The sequence below is a fragment of the Modestobacter sp. VKM Ac-2985 genome, assembly GCF_026967925.1.
GTDB lineage: Bacteria > Actinomycetota > Actinomycetes > Mycobacteriales > Geodermatophilaceae > Modestobacter.
This window is the reverse complement of the sequence record NZ_JAPVBI010000001.1, coordinates 1,557,511-1,577,238: the sequence shown is the minus strand read 5'-3', so window position 1 is coordinate 1,577,238 and position 19,728 is coordinate 1,557,511. Positions and strand designations below refer to the sequence as shown.

The 19,728-nt window shown below is 73.2% G+C and carries 19 protein-coding genes; 13 read left to right on the top strand and 6 right to left on the bottom strand.

What is annotated here, in order from left to right; genetic code table 11:
- Nucleotides 1-7: 7 nt before the first annotated feature.
- A complete protein-coding gene (gene ctaC, locus O2V61_RS07530) occupies nt 8-880 on the bottom strand; it encodes an aa3-type cytochrome oxidase subunit II (protein WP_269182680.1) in 873 nt (290 codons plus the stop codon).
- 307 nt (nt 881-1,187) lie between these two features.
- Between ctaC and O2V61_RS07525 the strand changes: the two genes are divergently transcribed.
- From O2V61_RS07525 to asnB, 3 genes are read left to right on the top strand one after another with little or no spacing between them, the layout of a single operon-like run.
- Complete coding sequence (locus O2V61_RS07525) at nt 1,188-1,553, top strand: metalloprotease (protein ID WP_269157040.1); 366 nt, start codon at nt 1,188-1,190, stop codon at nt 1,551-1,553.
- Nucleotides 1,543-1,917, top strand: a complete 375-nt coding sequence (locus O2V61_RS07520; protein ID WP_269182679.1) for a DUF3817 domain-containing protein — start codon at nt 1,543-1,545, stop codon at nt 1,915-1,917. Before O2V61_RS07525 ends, O2V61_RS07520 begins: the two co-directional genes overlap by 11 nt.
- Before the next feature lie 50 nt (nt 1,918-1,967).
- On the top strand, nt 1,968-3,902 hold the full coding sequence (gene asnB, locus O2V61_RS07515) for an asparagine synthase (glutamine-hydrolyzing) (protein WP_269182678.1): 1,935 nt from the start codon (nt 1,968-1,970) through the stop codon (nt 3,900-3,902).
- 159 nt (nt 3,903-4,061) lie between these two features.
- Here asnB and O2V61_RS07510 read toward each other — a convergent pair whose 3' ends face one another.
- Entirely contained in the window at nt 4,062-4,418 is a 357-nt protein-coding gene (locus O2V61_RS07510; protein ID WP_036334939.1) for a HesB/IscA family protein, read from the bottom strand.
- Nucleotides 4,419-4,621: 203 nt separating this feature from the next.
- Here O2V61_RS07510 and O2V61_RS07505 point away from each other — a divergent pair, with 203 nt between their 5' ends.
- Together O2V61_RS07505 and O2V61_RS07500 are read left to right on the top strand one after the other, a co-directional pair.
- Entirely contained in the window at nt 4,622-5,239 is a 618-nt protein-coding gene (locus O2V61_RS07505; protein WP_269182677.1) for a DUF3043 domain-containing protein, read from the top strand.
- Nucleotides 5,240-5,290: 51 nt separating this feature from the next.
- A complete protein-coding gene (locus O2V61_RS07500; RefSeq protein ID WP_269182676.1) occupies nt 5,291-6,274 on the top strand; it encodes an aldo/keto reductase family protein in 984 nt (327 codons plus the stop codon).
- Nucleotides 6,275-6,351: 77 nt separating this feature from the next.
- Here the strand turns inward: O2V61_RS07500 and O2V61_RS07495 are convergent, their stop codons facing one another.
- A complete protein-coding gene (locus tag O2V61_RS07495) occupies nt 6,352-6,564 on the bottom strand; it encodes a hypothetical protein (protein ID WP_269157046.1) in 213 nt (70 codons plus the stop codon).
- Nucleotides 6,565-6,719: 155 nt separating this feature from the next.
- Between O2V61_RS07495 and O2V61_RS07490 the strand changes: the two genes are divergently transcribed.
- The 3 genes from O2V61_RS07490 to O2V61_RS07480 all read left to right on the top strand — a co-directional run bounded on the left by O2V61_RS07490 (nt 6,720) and on the right by O2V61_RS07480 (nt 9,062).
- Nucleotides 6,720-7,163: a phage holin family protein gene (locus O2V61_RS07490; RefSeq protein WP_269182675.1), complete on the top strand. Its 444-nt coding sequence runs from the start codon at nt 6,720-6,722 to the stop codon at nt 7,161-7,163.
- The gene (locus O2V61_RS07485; RefSeq protein WP_269182674.1) at nt 7,160-7,834 is read left to right on the top strand and encodes a DUF3618 domain-containing protein; all 675 of its coding nucleotides are present in this window, start codon (nt 7,160-7,162) and stop codon (nt 7,832-7,834) included. The genes O2V61_RS07490 and O2V61_RS07485 overlap by 4 nt, the downstream gene beginning before the upstream one ends.
- 70 nt (nt 7,835-7,904) lie before the next feature.
- Entirely contained in the window at nt 7,905-9,062 is a 1,158-nt protein-coding gene (locus O2V61_RS07480) for a YihY/virulence factor BrkB family protein (protein ID WP_269182673.1), read from the top strand.
- A gap of 16 nt (nt 9,063-9,078) precedes the next feature.
- Here the strand turns inward: O2V61_RS07480 and gcvT are convergent, their stop codons facing one another.
- On the bottom strand, nt 9,079-10,197 hold the full coding sequence (gcvT, locus tag O2V61_RS07475; protein WP_269182672.1) for a glycine cleavage system aminomethyltransferase GcvT: 1,119 nt from the start codon (nt 10,195-10,197) through the stop codon (nt 9,079-9,081).
- A gap of 69 nt (nt 10,198-10,266) precedes the next feature.
- Between gcvT and O2V61_RS07470 the strand changes: the two genes are divergently transcribed.
- Nucleotides 10,267-11,781: a leucyl aminopeptidase gene (locus O2V61_RS07470; RefSeq protein ID WP_269182671.1), complete on the top strand. Its 1,515-nt coding sequence runs from the start codon at nt 10,267-10,269 to the stop codon at nt 11,779-11,781.
- A 42-nt stretch (nt 11,782-11,823) separates the two neighbouring features.
- On the opposite strand, the gene O2V61_RS07465 is transcribed toward O2V61_RS07470, so the two are convergent.
- On the bottom strand, nt 11,824-12,186 hold the full coding sequence (locus tag O2V61_RS07465) for an oxidoreductase (RefSeq protein WP_269182670.1): 363 nt from the start codon (nt 12,184-12,186) through the stop codon (nt 11,824-11,826).
- Between the two features lie 159 nt (nt 12,187-12,345).
- On the opposite strand from O2V61_RS07465, the gene lpdA reads away from it, so the two are divergent.
- The 3 genes from lpdA to O2V61_RS07450 all read left to right on the top strand — a co-directional run bounded on the left by lpdA (nt 12,346) and on the right by O2V61_RS07450 (nt 16,655).
- Nucleotides 12,346-13,728, top strand: a complete 1,383-nt coding sequence (gene lpdA, locus O2V61_RS07460) for a dihydrolipoyl dehydrogenase (RefSeq protein WP_269182669.1) — start codon at nt 12,346-12,348, stop codon at nt 13,726-13,728.
- Between the two features lie 78 nt (nt 13,729-13,806).
- The gene (sucB, locus tag O2V61_RS07455; protein ID WP_269182668.1) at nt 13,807-15,663 is read left to right on the top strand and encodes a 2-oxoglutarate dehydrogenase, E2 component, dihydrolipoamide succinyltransferase; all 1,857 of its coding nucleotides are present in this window, start codon (nt 13,807-13,809) and stop codon (nt 15,661-15,663) included.
- 86 nt (nt 15,664-15,749) lie between these two features.
- On the top strand, nt 15,750-16,655 hold the full coding sequence (locus O2V61_RS07450; RefSeq protein ID WP_269182667.1) for a TIGR01777 family oxidoreductase: 906 nt from the start codon (nt 15,750-15,752) through the stop codon (nt 16,653-16,655).
- Between the two features lie 2 nt (nt 16,656-16,657).
- Here the strand turns inward: O2V61_RS07450 and O2V61_RS07445 are convergent, their stop codons facing one another.
- Nucleotides 16,658-18,328 carry a serine/threonine-protein kinase gene (locus O2V61_RS07445; protein WP_269182666.1) on the bottom strand — a complete coding sequence of 557 codons (1,671 nt, stop codon included), beginning with the start codon at nt 18,326-18,328 and terminating at the stop codon, nt 16,658-16,660.
- Between the two features lie 118 nt (nt 18,329-18,446).
- On the opposite strand from O2V61_RS07445, the gene O2V61_RS07440 reads away from it, so the two are divergent.
- Complete coding sequence (locus O2V61_RS07440; protein WP_269182665.1) at nt 18,447-19,724, top strand: NAD(P)/FAD-dependent oxidoreductase; 1,278 nt, start codon at nt 18,447-18,449, stop codon at nt 19,722-19,724.
- Nucleotides 19,725-19,728: the final 4 nt, after the last annotated feature.

The following is a 19,728-nucleotide window of genomic DNA, read 5'->3' as shown; positions in this document are numbered from 1 at the left end:
GATCGGGTCAGTCATCCGAGGCCACCGCCTGCTCGCGCTGCGGCGCGAAGGGCTGCGTGGAGACCGCCGCACCGGGCTCGCCGATGAGCTCCAGGGCGTCGTAGGTCGACAGACCGTCCTCGCGCGCCCCCAGGTAGGTCTCGTACGCGTCCGGGGTGACCGACCGGAGCTCGAAGTTCATGAACGCGTGGTACGTCCCGCAGAGCTCGGCGCAGCGGCCGACGTAGGCACCTTCCTCGCGGACGGTGACCTCGAAGACGTTGTCCCGCCCGTTGTCCTGGCCCGGGATGATGTCCAGCTTGAAGAGGAACTCCGGCACCCAGAAGGAGTGGATGACGTCCGCGGAGGCGAGCTCGAAGCGGATCGTCTGGTCGGTGGGGACCACGAGGATCGGGATCTCCGTGCTGGTCCCGACGGTCGAGACCGCCTCACCCGCATCGGTCTCCGTCTCGGGGTAGACGAACTGCCAGTTCCACTTGAAGGCGTTGACCGCGATCGTGACGTCGGGGTCGTCGCTGACGTCACGGACCTCGTTCTGGGTGTTCACGGTGAAGAAGAAGAGCACCGCGATGATCAGGAACGGGATGATCGTGTAGACGACCTCGAGCGGGAGGTTGTAGGCGGTCTGCCGGGGCAGTTCGTCCCCGCGCTTCCGGTACCGGATCGTCGCGTAGGCGATGAGCACCCACACCCCGATGCCGACCACCAGGGCCGCGATCGTCGAACCGATCCACAGGTCGTGCATCGCCTCGGCCTGGTCGGTGATGCCCTCGGGCCATCCCCAACTGAGCCAACTGCCCGTGAGTTCGCACCCGCTGAGCGTCAGCGCTCCCAGGAGACCGAGCCCGGCGACCTTCGCCAGCTTGCTGCGTCGAGCCACTGCCCGCTGCCTCCTCATCCCCCGCGTGGCGACGCCACGCGGTCTCACCGGCGGGTGCTCCTCGGTTGCCCGACGGGCTCTGCCCACCCCGACCACAGTCTCGCCGAGACTAGCCGACCCCGCCTGTCGTCCCGGGGGCGGGAGGACCGTCCCGGCGGGTCGTCCGGAGCGGCTGGTCGGACGCGGTCTGCGTCGTCCACCCCGGCTCACGGCGAGGCCAGTGTCCACCAGCGCCGGGACGGCGGCGTGCTCCGGACCACGCCCTGGGCGACGGCTCGCCGCCGTCCCGGCGGTTACAGTCGCGGGCGTGTACCGACGCCTGCTCAGCCCCGGGTGGCTCTTCATGCACCTGGTCGTCGTCGCGCTCTTCGTGATGACTTTCTTCCTCGGCTACTGGCAGCTGACCAAGGCCGAGGCCGGTGGCGGTGCCGTCAACTGGAGCTACGCGCTCCAGTGGCCGCTGTACGGGTTCATGGGCCTGGGCTTCTACCTCAAGATGTGCAAGGACGAGCTGGCCCGGGACCCCGCGGACGACGAGCCCGGCTCCTCCCTGGTGCTCTACCAGCGGCCACGGATCGACACCACGGGCGATCCGGAGCTCGCTGCCTACAACGCCTACCTCGCCGAGCTGAACGAGAAGGCACTCCGGCCCGGGAGCAGCAGTGACCGCTGACCACACGGCCACCGCCTCGCGCCTGCCGCGCGCGTTGGCCCGCCGGGTCGGGCGCGACGTCCCGGCTGCGCTGCTCCGCTACCGGGTGATGGCCTGGGTCGTCGGCGTCCTGCTGGTGGCCCTCTTCCTGGTCGCCGTCCCGCTGAAGTACCTGGCCGGTGTCGACGGTCCCGTGACCGTCATCGGCACCGCACACGGCTGGCTCTACGCGATCTTCTTCGTGACCGCCTGCGACCTGGCGCTCCGCGCCCGGTGGACGTTCAAGGGCTCGGTGCTGATGCTGCTGGCCGGCACGGTCCCCGTCCTGTCGTTCTTCGCCGAGCGGATCGCGACCCGCAAGACCCGCGCCGGCGAGCGCGTCTGATCCCGGGGCCGTCGGCCCCGCCCCCTCCCCCTCACCTGGAGACCTCCCGCATGTGCGGCCTGCTGGCCTACCTGTCCACCGACGCCGAACGGGTCGACGAGCAGACGGTCTCCGGGGTGCAGCACGCCCTGCGGTGCCTGCGACACCGTGGCCCCGACGACCGGGAGGTCTGGTCGGACCGGCACGCGGTGCTCGGTTTCAACCGGCTGGCGTTCATCGACATCGAGGGCAGCCCCCAGCCCATGCCCTACGCCGAGGGCCGCTACCGGATCGTCTTCAACGGTGAGATCTACAACTACCTGGAGCTGCGCGAGGAGCTGAAGGCCGCCGGCGCCACCTTCGCCACCGAGGGCGACACCGAGGCGATCGTGGCCGGTTACCACCTGTGGGGCGAGGCCATCCTGCCTCGACTGCGGGGCATGTTCGCCTTCGTCATCTGGGACACCCGGACCGGGACGGCGTTCGGCGCCCGGGACGCCTTCGGCATCAAGCCGCTGTTCACCGCCCGACTGGCCGACGGCGGCCTGGCCTTCAGCTCGGAGAAGAAGGCCCTGCTGGAGATGCTCGGCGGCACCCCCGGCACCGGCGGTGTCGACCCGGCGTCCCTGCAGCACTACCTGACGCTGCAGTACGTGCCCGAGCCCGCCACCCTCCACCGGGGCATCCGGCGGATCGAGAGCGGCACCAGCTTCACCGTCACGGACGGCGAGCTGCAGACGAAGCGCTGGTTCCACCCGACGTTCGCGCCGAAGCCGGTCACCCCCGGGTCGGAGCAGGCCCTCTTCGACCGGATCGCCGAGGTGCTCGAGGACTCGGTGGCCAAGCACATGCGTGCCGACGTCACCGTGGGGTCGTTCCTCTCCAGCGGGATCGACTCCACCGCCGTCGCCGCCCTGGCGCACAAGTACAACCCCGACCTGGTCACCTTCACCGTCGGCTTCCAGCGGGAGGCCACCTCGGAGGTCGACATCGCCGCGGAGTCGGCGGCGATCCTGGGCGTGAAGCACGTCCCGGTGGAGGTCACCGCGCAGGAGTTCGCCGATGCGATCCCCACGGTCGTCTGGTACCTGGACGACCCGGTCGCCGACCCGGCGCTCGTGCCGCTGTACTTCGTGGCCCGCGAGGCTCGCAAGCACGTGAAGGTCGTGCTGTCCGGTGAGGGCGCCGACGAGCTGTTCGGCGGCTACACGATCTACCGCGAGCCCCTGAGCCTGGCCTGGGCGTCGAAGCTCCCGGCCGCCGGCCGGCGGGCACTGGGCGGGCTGTCCCGGCTGGTGCCCGAGGGCGTCCGGGGGCAGGACCTGCTGCGCCGGGCGTCGATCCCGCTCGAGGAGCGGTACTACGGCAACGCCCGCAACCTCAACGCCGACGAGCTCGCCCAGCTGCTGCCCGGCCGCGACCCCGACCTCTCGCACGTCACGGTCACCGAGGCCCTCTACCGGCAGACCCGCGAGGCCGGCTACGACGACGTGACGGCGATGCAGTACGTCGACCTCTTCACCTGGCTCCGCGGCGACATCCTGGTCAAGGCGGACAAGATGACCATGGCCAACTCCCTCGAGCTGCGGGTGCCGTTCCTGGACCCGGAGGTCTTCGCCCTGGCCAGCAGCCTGCCGCTGGAGATGCGGGTGCCGAGCCGGGGTGACGCCACCAAGTACGCACTGCGCCAGGCGATGCGGCAGATCGTCCCGCCGAAGATCATGAACCGGCGCAAGCTCGGCTTCCCGGTGCCGACGGCGGACTTCCTGGCCGGCCCGTTGCACGACTGGGCCCGCAGCATCGTGACCGACAGCCAGACCGACGAGTGGCTGGACCGCGACCACGTGCTCGGCCTGCTGGACCGGCTGCGCGAGGCCGAGGTGCCCAGCAAGCGGATCGCCCGGCAGGTCTGGGGTGTGCTGGTCTTCATGATCTGGCACGGGATCTTCGTCGAGGAACGGATCACCCCGGAGATCCCGGAGCCGGTCTACCCCGTCCGGCTCTGACCCGCCGCCGGGTGGTCGCCGTGGCCGGCAGCTCGCTGTCCGCCGACCACGGCTGCCCGGCCACGGACCGGTGACCCGAGGCAGCACTCCCCCGGACGCGACGAGGCCCGGCACCCCTCGCGGGGTGCCGGGCCTCGTGCGTTCGCCGCTAGCCGGCGATCAGTGGAACGAGTCGCCGCAGGCGCAGGAACCGCCCGCGTTCGGGTTGTCGATGGTGAAGCCCTGCTTCTCGATGGTGTCGACGAAGTCGATCGTCGCGCCACTGAGGTACGGGATGCTCATCCGGTCGACGATGACCTCGACGCCACCGAACTCGAAGGTCTGATCACCGTCGAGGAAGCGCTCGTCGAAGAACAGCTGGTACCGGAGACCCGAGCAACCTCCCGGCTGCACCGCGATCCGCAGCCGCAGGTCGTCGCGACCCTCCTGCTCCAGCAGCGTCTTCACCTTCAGGGCGGCGGGGTCGCTGAGGATGACGCCGGTGGCGCCGGGGGCCTGCGTGTCCTGCACGGTCATGTCGTGGTCCTCCCACACTCGAGGGTGTCCTGCTCGGCCCGCCACGGAGGACGGGCTCTCAGAACGGCCAACACCGCCGGGGCGGAGCTGCTTCCCACTGTACGGCGCGATCGGGGCACGGGCGGCCTGCGCACTGCCCACCGGAGGGACAACACCCGCCGGGACCCCCGTCGACGCGTCACGGGCACGTAGACTCCGCAGCCGTGAAGCTCCGCCTGCCCGGCCGCCGTCCCGCCTCCGACACGACGCCGGACGCCGCCGACACCATCACCCCGCACGGGTCGACGGCGCTCGGCACGACGGGCAAGGGCCGGCCGACCCCCCGGCGCAACCAGGCCCAGGGCCGTCGCACCGGCCCGGTGCCGCCGCCGCCGACCACGCGCAAGGAGGCGTACAAGCGGATGCGCGAGCAGCAGGCCGCCGGGCGGGGCACCACCCGTGCCGCTGCCGCCCGTGGCGACGACAGCGCCCTGCCCGCCCGGGACCGCGGCCCGGTGCGCCGGTTGGTCCGCGACGTCGTCGACGCCCGCCGCAACGCCGGCAGCTTCTTCCTGGCGGTGGCAGCCCTGGTGCTGATCGGCTACTTCATCCCCGTCCCGGCCGTACAGAGCTACACCGTGTTCGTCTGGTTCGCCTTCTTCCTGGTGATCATCGGGGACTCCTTCCTCCTCGGCCGCAAGATCAAGGCGAAGGTCACCGAGCGCTTCCCGAACACCGACCAGAAGATGCGCAGCCTGATCTGGTACGGCGTCAGTCGGGCGACGATGATCCGCCGCTGGCGCTTCCCCAAGCCGCAGGTCCCGCTGGGCGCCGACGTCTGAACGAAGGCCGCTGCTCACGGTTGCTGAGCCGCGCTAAGTAGTGTCCCGGCCGTGCACACACGACGCCTCGGCCGTTCCGGCCTGACCATCTCCGAGATCGCCTACGGCAACTGGCTCACCCACGGCAGCCAGGTCGAGGAGGACGCCGCCCACGCCTGCGTGCGGGCCGCCCTCGACGCGGGGATCACCACCTTCGACACCGCCGACGTCTACGCCGGCACGAAGGCCGAGTCGGTCCTCGGCCGGGCGCTGGCCGGCCAGCGCCGTGAGGGCCTGGAGATCTTCACGAAGGTCTACTGGCCCACCGGCCCGGGGGCCAACGACCGCGGACTGTCCCGCAAGCACGTCATCGAGAGCTGCAACGCTTCGCTGAAGCGGCTGCAGACCGACTACGTCGACCTGTACCAGGCCCACCGGTACGACTCCTCGGTGCCGCTGGAGGAGACGATGACCGCCTTCGCCGACCTGGTGCGCCAGGGCAAGGTCCTCTACCTCGGCGTGTCGGAGTGGCGCGCCGAGGAGATCGCCGCCGCGGCCGAGCTCGCCCGGGAGCTCAAGGTGCAGCTGATCAGCAACCAGCCCCAGTACTCGATGCTGTGGCGGGTCATCGAGTCGGAGGTGGTGCCCACCAGCGAGCAGGAGGGCCTCTCCCAGATCGTCTGGTCGCCGCTGGCCCAGGGCGTGCTCACCGGCAAGTACCTGCCCGGTCAGCAGCCACCGGCAGACAGCCGCGGCGGGCACGCCACCGTGGGCGGGTCGATGAAGGACTACCTGACCGACGACGTGCTCACCCGCGTCCAGCAGCTGCGGCCCATCGCCGACGAGCTGGGCCTGTCGATGGCACAGCTGGCGGTGGCCTGGGTCCTGCAGAACACGAACGTGGCCGCGGCGATCATCGGCGCCAGCCGCCCCGAGCAGGTGCACGACAACGTCAAGGCCGCCGGCGTCCAGCTGCCGCCGGAGGTCATGACCCGCATCGACGAGGCCCTGGGCGACGTGGTGGTGCGCGACCCCGCCAAGACCTCCCGGGGCTGACGGAGCCCTCTCCCGAGCTCAGCACGGGGATCGGGACGAGGACACGGGGCGGACGTCGTTGCGGCGTCCGCCCCGGTTCAGCTGGCCGCCAGGCCCATCGGGCCGTACACCCGCTCCCCGTCCTCCTGCAGCGTCACCGTGGCGACCCCGCGCTCCAGCAGGTCGCGCCAGGCCTCCCCCAGCCAGGACTCGGCGTCGCCCTGGTTGTCGCACTCGGGCACCTCCACCCCGAGCGCGGCAGGGTCGATCGGTGCACCCGAGGGGTCTTCCAGCTGCCAGGTCCAGCTCATGGCGGCAGGCTAGCGACCCCGCGGCCCCGGGGCAGCCCCGGACAGAGCGGCTCCGGGCCAACTGCTCCGGTGCACGCATTGGCGATCTTGGTTTACGCGGTAAGCACCCGGGCATGGTGCAGGACACCACCCACGCCCGAGACCGCGGAGGACGAATGAGCCAGCTCACCATGGGCGCCGGCGCCAGCCGGGTGGAGACACCTCCGCCCGCACCCGAGAACGCATCCACCGGCCAGCTGATCGGTCAGCTGTCCGACCAGCTGACCACCCTGGTCCGGGACGAGATCCGCCTGGCCCAGGTCGAGGTCGGCGCCAAGGCGAAGAAGTTCGGCCTGGGGGCCGGTCTCTTCGGCGGCGCCGGGCTGCTCGGCTTCCTCGGACTCCAGGTGCTCGTCGCCGCCGCCGTCCTCGCCCTCGCCCTCGCCCTCCCGGGCTGGTTGGCCGCCGTCATCGTCGCCGTGGTGCTGTTCGCGGTCGCCGGCGTGCTGGCCCTGATCGGGAAGAAGGACGTCCAGCAGGCAGCGCCGCCGGTGCCGACCGAGGCCATCTCGAGCATCAAGACCGACGTCGCCACCGTGAAGGAGAGTGCGTCCCGATGACCGGACCCGACGACAGGACCTCGGGGGGCAAGCCCGACCCCGATGCGATCCGCGCCGACATCGAGCAGACCCGGGAGCAGCTCGGTCGCACGGTCGACGAGCTCAGCCACCGGCTCGACGTCCCGGCCCGGGCCCAGGAACGTGTGGACCAGGCCAAGAGCTCGGCGCTGGAGAGCGCCAACCGGACCAAGGACACCGCGGTCGAGACCTACCGGGAGAACCCGCCCGCCGTCATCGGTGGCGGCGTGGCCGCCCTCACCGCGCTCGTCGGGCTGCTCGCCTGGCGACGGAAGCGTCGGCAGACCGCAGCCGAGCGCGCGGCGGCCAAGGAGGCCGCCCGACGTCGGGCAGCCGCGCAGAAGGCCGCGAAGCGCGCCGGCAAGGAGCGTGCTGCCGCCCGCACGAAGGCGGCCAAGCGGGCCGAGGCCCGCCGGAAGGCTGCGGTCGCGAGCCTCAGCGCCCGCACCCGCAGCACCACCAAGCAGCTCTCCGCCGCGGAGCGGGCGGCCTCGAAGCAGCTGTCCGCCACGCAGCAGGCCGCTGCTGCCCGGCTGCGAGCCGGTGAGCGCGTCGCGGTGAAGCGGGTCTCGGCGACCCAGCGGGCTGCCGGCCGGCGGCTGCCGCGCCGTCGCTCCGGGTGGCGGCGGACGCTGGCACAGCTGACCCGCTGAGCCGCCGGTGGGGCCCGGACGCCGGGCCCCACCGTTCCACCTGCAGACCCGAGACGAGGGGATGGGACCGATGGTCGACGACGGGCGGCAGGGCAGCGCCGTGGAGAACATCCGCGCGCGGGTCCAGGAGAAGGCCGAGCGGCGGGCCGCACAGCGGGCCGCGGAGGCGCGTGTCGCCGGCAACGGCGAGGGCAGCGGCGCCTCGTCGTCGGCCGTCGTCCGCGGGGAGCGGCGCGAAGCGACCCGGCCGGCCCCGGAGGTCCCCGACTCCCAGGAGATGCCGGGCATCGACGCCGACCGCCCGACCGACATCCCGAAGCGCGGTTGGCTGCAGATCGTCAAGCGGTCCTGGGCGGAGAACAACGCCGACAACATGCCGATCATCGCCGGTGGGGTGGCCTTCTTCGCCTTCCTCTCGATCTTCCCGGCGCTGATCGCGACCATCTCCATCTACGGCCTCGTCGCCTCCCCCGAGCAGGTGGCCGCGCAGATCGAGTCGCTGTCCGACCAGCTCCCGGAGAGCGCCCAGGACATCCTCACCGAGCAGCTGACCGACATCACCAGCAACGCCGGCGGGGCACTCACCTTCGGGTTGATCGCCTCGGTGCTCGGCGCACTGTGGACGGCGTCCGGCGGCGTCAACAACCTGGTGAAGGCGGTGAACATCGCCTACGACGAGGTCGAGACCCGCAACTTCCTCAAGCTGCGCGCACTGTCCCTGGCCCTCACCCTGGGCGCGATCGTGTTCGTGCTGTTCACCTTCGCGCTCATCGCCGTGGTCCCGGTCGTGCTGGACGTCCTCCCGCTGGGCGGTGTCGGCACGGTGCTCGCCCAGGTCCTGCGCTGGGTGCTGCTGCTGGCGGTGGTGATCGGTTCGCTGGCCGTCCTCTACCGGGCCGCCCCGGACCGGGATGCGCCGAAGATCCGCTGGGTGAGCCTGGGCTCCCTGGTGGTGACCGTCATCTGGGCGGTCGTCAGCGTCGCGTTCAGCTTCTACGTCAACAACTTCGGCTCCTACAACGAGACCTACGGCGCCATCGCCGGCGTCATCGTGCTGATGCTGTGGCTGTACCTGACCTGCTACCTGGTGCTGCTGGGCGCGGAGATCAACGCCGAGACCGAGCACCAGACCGCGCGGGACACCACCCAGGGCGACCCGGAGCCGATGGGCAAGCGGGACGCCGTGGTCGCCGACGAGGTGCCCGACCCGCCCGTGCCGGCCACGTGACGGGCCGGGCGGCGCCTCAGCGGACGTGCGAGGGCACGAAGGGCGGACGGCGCACGACGACCGCCTGAGGCCGCCCCCGCACGTCGACGGCGACCTCTGCCCCCTCGGCGACACCGGCGGCCCGGTCCAGCAGCGCCAACGCGATCCCGGTTCGCAGGGTCGGGGAGAACGTGCCGCTGGTGACCTCCCCGATCCGCGAGCCGTCGGCACCGAGCACGAGCATCCCGGGCCGCGGGATGCCCCGACCGGGCGCCTGCAGACCCCACAGCTGACGGGCCGGGCCGGCCGCCTTCTCCGCCAGCAGCGCCTCGCGCCCCCAGAAGGCGCTCTTGCCCCAGCCCACGGCCCAGCCCGACCGCGCCTGGTTGGGGGTGATGTCCCGCGACAGCTCGTGGCCGTGCAGCGGGTAGCCCATCTCGGTGCGCAAGGTGTCCCGGGCGCCGAGACCGCACGGCCGGATCTGCTCGGGCGCACCGGCGGCCAGCAGCGCATCCCAGAGCTGGGCGGCCCGGCCGGCGGCGACGAGCAGCTCGTAGCCGTGCTCGCCGGTGTAGCCGGTGCGGCAGACCGTGACCTCGTCCCCGCCGGAGCCGGGCGTCTCCGCGAAGGACATGTAGGACAGCCCGCCGGGCAGGCCGACCGCCGCCAGCACCTCGGGTGAACGCGGACCCTGCAGCGCCAGGACAGCGACGTCGGTGTGCCGGTCGGTGACGGTGACCCCCGCCGGCGCCTCGGCCGAGAGCCGGGCCAGCACGTCGGCGGCGTTGGCGGCGTTCGGCACGAGCAGGACGTCGTCCGCGCCGTGCAGGTAGGCGATCAGGTCGTCGACCACTCCGCCGGCCTGCGGCTCACCGTCGGGGAGGCAGCACAGCGTGTACTGGGCCTGCCCGGGCCCGATCTTCCCCAGGTCGTTGGTCAGGCAGGCGTTCACGAACTCGGCGGCCCCCGGGCCACGCACCGTGCCGGTGCCCAGGTGCGAGACGTCGAAGAGCCCGACCCCCTCCCGGACGGCGGTGTGCTCGGCCAGCACGCCACCACCGGCGTACTCGATCGGCATGGACCAGCCACCGAAGTCGGCGAACTTCGCGCCGGCGGCGACGTGGCGATCGTGCAGCGGGGAGGTCAGGGGGCTCACCGTCAGCACGCTAGTGGTCGGAGACCTGCCGGTCGTACGCCGTCCTCACCACCTCCTTACGATCGTCGGGTGCCGCCTACCATCTCCGCCACCGACCGCCCGCTCGAGAAGCTGACCGCCGACGCCGTCGTCGTCGGGGTCGGCAAGGGACCCGCCGGCCTGGTGTCCACGCCCGGTGCCGACGCGGTCGACCGGCTCCTCGGTGGCCGGCTCCTCGCCGCGCTGGCCGATCTCGGCGCCCGGGGAGCCGAGGACGAGGTCACCAAGCTGCCCACCTTCGGCCAGGGTCCCTTCCCGGTCGTGGCCGTGGCCGGGCTGGGCGCCCCGCAGGCCGACGGCTCGTACCCGGCCGAGGCGGTCCGCCGGGCCGCCGGTGCCGCCAGTCGCGCGCTGACCGGCCGCAGCTCACTGGTCAGCCTGCTCGCCGCCGTGGGCGGGGCGCCGGACGCCGAGCGGCTGCACGCCGTGGGCGAGGGGTCGCTGCTGGGGGCGTACGAGTTCACCGCCTACAAGTCCGACCTCCCGGCGGACCGCCCCGCCCCGCCGTCCTCGGTGGAGCTCGTCGTCCCCGACGCCGGCGCCGCCAAGGCACCGCTGGCCCGCGTGCGCGCGGTCGCCACCGCCGTGGCCCTGGTCCGTGACCTGGTCAACAGCCCGCCCAACGACCTGTACCCGGCGGAGCTCGCCGCCCGGGGTGCCGCCGCGGGCAAGAAGGCCGGGCTGTCGGTCGAGGTGCTCGACGAGAAGGCCCTGGCCGCTGGCGGGTACGGCGGCATCCTCGCCGTCGGCGGCGGCTCCAGCCGCGGGCCGCGGCTGCTGCGCCTGGAGTACAAGGGCAAGAAGGCCAGGACGAGCGTGGCCCTGGTCGGCAAGGGCATCACCTTCGACTCCGGCGGCATCTCGATCAAGCCCGCCGCGAAGATGGAGGACATGAAGAGCGACATGGCCGGTGCCGCGGCCGTGATCGCCACCATCTGCCTGGTCGCCGAGCTCGGTCTCCCGGTCGACGTGACCGCCACCGTGCCGATCGCCGAGAACATGCCCAGCGGCACGGCCTACCGCCCGGCCGACGTGGTGACGTTCCGCAACGGCAAGAAGGCGGAGATCACGAACACCGACGCCGAGGGCCGGGTCGTGCTCGCCGACGCCATCTGCCGGGCCGTCGAGGACTCCCCCGCCCACCTGTTGGAGACCTCGACGCTGACCGGCGCGCAGCTGGTCGCCCTGGGCACCCGCACCGCCGGCGTGATGGGCAGCGACGACCTGCGGGACGCCGTCGTCGCGGCCAGCCGGCGCAGCGGGGAGCCGATGTGGGCGATGCCGCTGCCGCCGGAGCTGCGCCGCGGGCTGGACTCCCCGATCGCGGACATGGTCAACGCGAACGCCGACCGGATGGGCGGGATGCTCGTGGGCGGGCACTTCCTGTCCGAGTTCGTGCCGGCCGGCCTGCCCTGGGCGCACATCGACGTGGCCGGTCCGGCCTACAACACCGGGGCGCCCTGGGGCTACACGCCCAAGGGCGGCACCGGTGTCCCGGTCCGCACCCTGCTGGCCACGATCGAGGGCCTGATCGCAGCCCAGTGAGCCGATGGCCCCCTGCCCCTCAACGGGGTGGGGGGCCGTCCGCTAGAGCTTGTCGGCCGCCTTCTGGCGGGCGCTCCAGTCGCGCATCCGCTGCGGGTAGCCGGTGATCTGCGCGTCGTAGACCGGGACGGCGAGGTCCCGGGACAGCTTGCGAGCGGTCTCCGGGCCGTCGATCCGCCGACGTGTCCACTCCCCGTCGGCGGCGACCAGCAGGATCGTCGTCTCGGTCACCGTCGTGCGCGGCTCGACGTACCCCTCGACACCCCGCCGGGTGGCGACGAACTGCTCCAGGTGGCTCAGGTCCGCCGACCCCGAGGCGCGGTCGAGCGTGCCGCGCCGGCCACGGCCCTTCCCGGCGGCCCCGCTGCTCCCGCGGCGGCCACGCAGCCGGTCGATCAGCCCCATCGCACTGCTCCAGTCCTCGCCGGTCGCGGGCTGCTCCGCGACGCACTCGAGCAGTGCAACGGAGCATCCGAACGCGTCGTTCCCGGGAGTGGCAGGATGGGCACGCGCAGGATCGCCGTGCCCGGAGGACTCCGGGCCACCCAGCACTGAGGAGCAGCCGTGAGCGCACCGACCACCCCCGCTGACCTGGTCATCCTCGGTGGTGGCTCGGGTGGCTACGCCGCCGCACTGCGCGCGGCGGAGCTGGGCATGTCCGTCGTCCTGATCGAGCGCGACAAGGTCGGTGGCACCTGCCTGCACCGCGGCTGCATCCCGACCAAGGCCCTGCTGCACACCGCCGAGGTCGCCGACAACGCCCGCGAGGGCGAGCAGTTCGGCGTCAAGTCGACCCTGTCGGGCATCGACATGGACGGGGTGAACGCCTACAAGGACGGCGTCATCTCCAAGAACCACAAGGGCCTGCAGGGCCTGATCAAGAGCCGCGGGATCAACTACGTCACCGGCGAAGGCAAGCTCGTCTCCCCCACCGCCGTCCAGGTGGGCGACCAGACGTTCGAGGGCAAGCACGTCCTGCTCGCCACCGGCTCCTACGCCCGCTCGCTGCCGGGCATCGAGATCGACGGCACCAAGGTCATCACCAGCGACCACGCGCTGAAGCTCGACCGGGTGCCGGCCTCGGCGATCGTCCTCGGTGGCGGGGTCATCGGCTGCGAGTTCGCCAGCGCGTGGAAGTCCTTCGGCGTCGACGTGACCATCGTCGAGGGCCTGCCCCACCTGGTCCCGCTGGAGGACGAGTCGTCCTCCAAGCTGCTGGAGCGTGCGTTCCGCCGGCGCAAGATCGACTTCTCCCTGGGCAGTCGGGTCGCCAGCGTGCAGACCACCGCCGACGGCGTGAAGGTCGCCCTGGAGAACGGCAAAGAGTACGAGGCCGAGCTGGTGCTCGTCGCCGTCGGCCGCGGCCCGGTCAGCCAGGGCCTGGGCTACGAGGAGGCCGGTGTCGCCATGGACCGCGGCTACGTCCTCGTCGACGAGTACTGCCAGACCAACGTGCCGACCATCTCCGCCGTCGGCGACCTGATCCCGACCCTGCAGCTGGCGCACGTCGGCTTCGGGGAGGGGATCCTCGTGGCCGAGCGCCTCGCCGGGCTGCCGGTCGTGCCGATCGACTACGCGGGCGTCCCGCGGGTCACCTACTCCGAGCCCGAGGTCGCCTCCGTCGGTCTGACCGAGGCCCAGGCCAAGGAGAAGCACGGCGAGATCGAGGTCGCCACCTACGACCTGGCCGGCAACGGCCGGGCCGCGATCCTGAAGACGGCCGGTGCGGTCAAGCTGATCCGCGTCGCCGGCAACGGTCCGGTGGTCGGCGTGCACATGGTCGGCAGCCGGGTCGGCGACATGATCGCCGAGGCCCAGTTGGTCTACAACTGGGAGGCCCTGCCGGAAGAGGTCGCCCAGCTGATCCACCCGCACCCGACGCTGAGCGAGGCCCTCGGCGAGGCGGCGCTGGTCCTGGCCGGCAAGCCGCTGCACGCGCACAACTGACCCACCACCTGCTCAGCACGACCCCACGCAGCACCACCCGCTCAGCACGACCCCACGACTTGAGGAGACCCGCCTTCGATGCCGACGTCCGTCACCATGCCCGCCCTGGGCGAGAGCGTCACCGAGGGCACGGTCACCCGCTGGCTGAAGCAGGAGGGTGAGCAGGTCGAGGTCGACGAGCCCCTCCTCGAGGTCTCCACCGACAAGGTCGACACCGAGATCCCCTCCCCCGTGGCGGGTGTGCTCACCAAGATCGTCGTGGCCGAGGACGAGACCGTGGAGGTCGGCGCCGAGCTGGCGGTGATCGGCGGCGAGGACGGCGGCGACGCCGGCGCCCCGGCAGCGGACGCCCCGGCCCAGGAGGCACCGGCCGAGGACACGGCCGCTGCCGAACAGCCGGCCCAGGACGAGCCGGCCGAGGAGGCCCCGGCCGAGCAGCCGGCCCCCGCGGCCGCAGAGCAGGACGGCGACCCGGGTGGTTCCGACGGCGAGGGCACCTCGGTGACCATGCCGGCGCTGGGCGAGAGCGTCACCGAGGGCACGGTCACCCGCTGGCTGAAGCAGGAGGGTGACCAGGTCGAGGTCGACGAGCCCCTCCTCGAGGTCTCCACCGACAAGGTCGACACCGAGATCCCCTCCCCCGTGGCGGGCGTGCTCACCAAGATCGTCGTGGCCGAGGACGAGACCGTGGAGGTCGGCGCCGAGCTGGCCGTCATCGGTGGCTCCGGTGGCGGCTCCGCGAAGGCCGAGTCCGCACCGAAGGCGGAGCCCGCCGCCGAGGAGAAGCCGGCTCCGAAGGAAGAGCCGAAGGAGGAGGCGGCGCCGAAGGCGAGCCAGCCGACGCCCGTCGAGGCCAACACCGACACCGGCCAGCCCGGCGCCGACTACGGCTCCAGCGGCAGCATGCCGACCGAGTCGCCCACCGACCAGCCGTCGCCCGCCGAGGCCGTCGCCCCGACCTCCCGGCCCGCCGCGGCACCCGCGCCCGACGGTGGCGGCGCCTACGTCACCCCGCTGGTGCGTCGGCTGGCCGCGGAGCACGGCGTCGACCTCGGGTCGGTGACCGGCACCGGTGTCGGTGGCCGGATCCGCAAGCAGGACGTGGTCGCCGCCGCCGAGCAGTCCAAGGAGGAGCCGGCCGCCGCGCCGGCTGCCGCCTCCTCCGGTGGGGCGCGCACCCCCTCGCCGGCCGCGACCCCGGACTCCTCGCTGCGCGGGAACACGGAGAAGCTCTCCCGGCTGCGCACCGTCATCGCCAAGCGGATGGTCGAGTCGCTGCAGATCAGCGCGCAGCTCACCACCGTCGTCGAGGCGGACGTCACCCGGATCGCGAACCTGCGCAACCAGGTGAAGAACGACTTCGCCGCCCGCGAGGGTGTGAAGCTGTCGTTCCTCCCCTTCTTCGCCAAGGCAGCGGTCGAGGCCCTCAAGGCGCACCCCGTGGTCAACTCCTCGGTCGACCTCGAGGCGGGGACGGTCACCTACCACGACGCCGAGAACCTGGGCGTCGCCGTGGACACCGAGCGTGGCCTGCTGGTGCCGGTCATCCGCGGTGCGGGCGACCTCAACGTGCCCGGCATCGCCCGGAAGATCGCCGACCTGGCCGAGCGGACCCGCACCAACAAGATCACCCCGGACGAGCTCGGTGGCGGCACGTTCACGCTGACCAACACCGGCAGCCGGGGCGCGCTGTTCGACACCCCGATCATCAACCAGCCCCAGGTCGCCATCCTGGGCGTCGGTTCCGTGGTGAAGCGCCCCGTGGTCGTCCAGGACCCGGAGCTCGGCGAGGTGATCGCGGTCCGTTCGATGGTCTACCTGGCGTTGAGCTACGACCACCGGATCGTCGACGGCGCCGACGCCGCCCGCTTCCTCACCACCGTGAAGGAGCGGCTCGAGGGTGGGCAGTTCCAGGGCGACCTGGGCATCTCCTGATCCACCGATGAAGGGCCCCGGCTTCGGCCGGGGCCCTTCGTCGTCCGCCTGACGCAGGCCCGTGCACTGGTCCGAAGGAGCACTCCATGAAGGTGGCGGTCACCGGGTCCTCCGGGCTGATCGGATCAGCGCTCGTGCCCGCGCTGGTGGCCGACGGGCACGAGGTGCTGCGCCTCGTGCGGCGCACCCCGCGCACCGCCGACGAACACCGCTGGGAACCAGCGCACCACGGCATGCCCGACGGGCTGCTGACCGACGTGGACGCCGTGGTCAACCTGGCCGGTGTCGGGGTCGGTGACCGGCGCTGGACGGAGAAGCACAAGAAGCAGGTGCTGGCCAGCCGGGTCCACAGCACAGCCACGGTGAGCCAGGCCCTCGTCGATGCGGTCGCCGCTGACCCCGACCGGGAGCGGGTGCTGTTGTCGGCCTCCGCTGTCGGCTGGTACGGCGACACCGGCGAGCGGGTGGTCGACGAGACCGCGCCGGCCGGCGACGACTTCCTGGCCCAGGTCTGCGTCACCTGGGAGGGGACGACCGCCCCGGCGGCCGCCGCCGGGGTGCGGGTGGCGACCCTGCGCACCGGGCTCGTCCTCGGCCCCGGCGGGTTGCTCGGCCGGCTGCTCCCGCTGTTCCGCCTGGGGCTGGGCGGCAAGCTGGCCTCGGGCCAGCAGTACATGCCCTGGATCAGCCTGCAGGACGAGGTCGACGCGATCCGGTTCCTGCTCACCGCCCCGGTGTCCGGTCCGGTGAACCTCACCGCCCCCAGCCCGGCCACCAACGCGGAGTTCACCGCCGCGCTCGCCGAGGTCGTGCACCGGCCTGCGGTCTTCACCGTCCCGGGCTTCGCCCTGCGGTTGGCCCTCGGTGAGTTCGCCGACGTGGGGGTCCTGGCCGGCCAGCGCGCCGTGCCGGAGGTCCTGCGGTCCGCTGGCTTCCAGTTCACCCACGAGGACCTCCAGGCGGCACTGCGCGCCGCCGTCGCCGCGCGCTGAGGTCACCCGCCCAGCAGGGCGTCGGCGATCCGCCAGCCGTCCGCCGTGCGCTCCAGGACGAGCCGGACCGGCGCCTCACCCCGGGCAGGGACCTCGGCCACAACCACGGGCTCGGCCGCGCCGGCTCGCACGACCCGGTAGGCCGGCAGCGCGTCGACCAGCCGCACCTCCACCCGGGTGGGCCCCTGGGCCGTCACCTCGACCAGGCGGACCAGCCGGGGCGCGAAGCCGTCCAGCCGCTGACCGGCCCCGACCAGTTGCACCACCTGGTCGGTGTCACGAGCCAGCAGCGCGCTGCCGGACGCGTGCACCTCCGCCAGCACCGTCGGATCGGCCTCGCTGAACGCGGTGCTGCGCCGGTCGTAGAGCTCGGTGAGCACGGCGGCCCACTCGCCGTCCTCGATCGGAGCTGCTGACCGGTCGGCCGGCGATGCCGCGCCGTCACCCGCGCGCTCGTCCGGGGAGGTCGGTGTCGGGGACGCGGGGAGGACGGTGACCGCTCCGGCTCGGTCTGCGGCCGGCACCGGGTCGGCGCTCGACCCACCCCAGCTCGCCCCCAGCCAGGTCACACCGGCCAGCGCGGCCGCGATGGCGACGAGCACCAGACCGGCTGTCGCCGCGCGCCGCACCACTCCCGTGACCAGCGGCCCCACCCCCCGGTCGCTGTCCCCTCGAGAGGCGGTGACCCGGTCACCGAACCGCCCTCGCAGCTGCGCCCACCGACCGTCGGGAACCGGCACGGCATGCGCGGCCCGGGGGCGGCGGCCCGGCACCTGGTGCGTCAGCTCGGTCCGTGGGCCCCGCCCGGTGAGCCCGAGTTCGCCATCGGGCACGTCGGGCACCGGGAGGCGGACCGGCTCCGGCCGGCAGGAGTGGCGGAGGTCGAGGGCGAACGCCGCGGCGGACCCCCGCAGATGCGGCTCGGCCGACAGCCCGCGGAGGACCACGCGGACCAGCTCCTCGGGTGCCTCGGGGGCCAGGAGCGTGAGGTCGGGCAGGTCGCCGCCGGCCGCGACGGCGAGCGTGCCCGCCGGGTCTGCGGCATTCCAGGGGGCGACCCCGGTGAGTGCGTGGAAGGCCGCCGCGGCGACGCCGAAGACGTCCGACGCCGGACCGGGCGCACCGCCGCGGGCCACCACCGGGTCGACGTACGCCGGGGTGACCTCGGCCCGTGCGGTGTCCCCCACCAGCCGGGCGGTGCCCAGGTCGGTGAGCACCGGGCGTCCCTCGGCCGTGAAGACGACGTTGCCCGGCGACAGGTCGCCGTGCACGACCCCCCGCTCGTGGGCGTGGGCCAGCGCGGCCGCCACCGGGGCCACCGTCGTGACCACCTCGCCCGGCCGCAACCGTCCCCGCCGGGCGAGCAGGGCTGCGAGGCTGCCGCCGGCGAGCAGGTCGAGCACCAACGCCACCTGGGCCGGGCCGTCACGCACCTCCCGGCGGACGACGTGGTGCAGCCGCACCAGGTGCGGGTGGTCGAGCTCGCCGAGCAGCCCCGCCTCGCGCTCCTGCCGTTCCGGGTCGCCCCGCACCAGCACCTTGATCGCCACCGGCGGGCCTCCCGACCGCGGCCGGGCTCGCCACACCTGCCCGGAACCGCCCCGGCCCAGGAGCTCTTCGAGCACGAAGCCGGGCACGACGGGAGCCGCGGACGGGGCGGGCTGCGCAGGCATGCCGGGACCGTAGGGCCGACGGGTGAGCTCCCGCTGGGTCCGTCCACAGGCCGCGATGCAGTCCACAGATCCGCCGCCGGGCGGGGCGGGCCGGCCCGGGACCGCCTAGGTTCGGGCCATGTCGCTGCCAGCCCGTGCCGAGGTCGTCGTGGTCGGTGCTGGCCTGGCCGGGCTGAGTGCGGCCACCCGGCTGGCCGCGGCCGGCCGCGACGTCCACCTGGTCGACGCCGCCCGGCACCCGGGCGGCCGGCTGTCGACCTCCCGGGTCGACGGGTTCCTGGTCGATCGCGGGTTCCAGGTGCTCAACACCGGCTACCCACGGGCCGCCGACCTCGACCTGCCGGCGCTCGACCTGGGCTGGTTCTGGACGGGCGCGGTGGTCCGGGTCGACGGGCGCGCCCACCGGGTGGTCGACCCCCGCCAGCACCCAGGCACCGTCGTGGACACCCTCCGGGCGCCCCTGGGCGGGCCGGTCCGGGCGGCCGCGCTCGCCGCCTTCTCCGCCCGGGCCGGCTACGCACCGGTGTCCCGGTTGCTCGCGGCCCGGGAACGCACGGCCGAGGAGGCCCTCCGTGCCGCTGGGGTCGGCGAGCAGGCCCTCGAGGTGTTCTTGCGCCCCTTCCTGGCCGGCGTCCTGCTGGAGGACCGCCTGGAGACCTCCAGCCGCTACCTGGACCTGGTCTGGCGCAGCTTCGTCCGGGGCCTGGTCGGCCTCCCCGCCGGTGGGATGCAGTCGATCGGCGAGCAGCTCGCCGCCCGGCTCCCCGCCGACCGGGTGCACCTCGGCGTCCGCGTGACGCGCGTGGAGGAAGGTGCGGTCCACACGGACGTCGGCGCCACGAGCGCCGACGTCGTCGTGGTGGCGACCGACCCCGACACCGCCGCAGTCCTGCTCCCCGGGGTCGAGGCGTCGGCGCCCCGGCAGGTGATCACGCACCTGCACGTGCTGCCGGAGTCGCCCTGGTCGGCGCCGCTGATCGTGCTCGGCCGACCCCGTGGTCAGCTGGTGAACAGCGCGGTGGTCTCGGACGCGCAGCCGGCGTACAGCCCTGACGGCCGGGCGTTGGTCGCCAGCTCGACCCTGGCGGTGACCCGGGAGCCCGACGTCCGCGAGGAGGTGGCGCGCCTGCACGGTGTCGCCACCACCGACCTGGAGCACCTCACCACCGTCACGGTGACCGGGGCGCAGCCGGCGGCGACTCCTCCGCTGCAGCACCGCCGCCCGGTCGACCTGGGCGGTGGGCTGTTCGTCTGCGGAGACCACCGCGACACCCCGTCCATCCAGGGCGCGATGGCCAGCGGCGCCCGAACCGCACGGGCCGTGCTCCAGCACCTCCGTGCTCCGGCCCCGGTGACCACGACCGACCCGACCACCACCGACCCCGCGGCCGGTTGAGCAC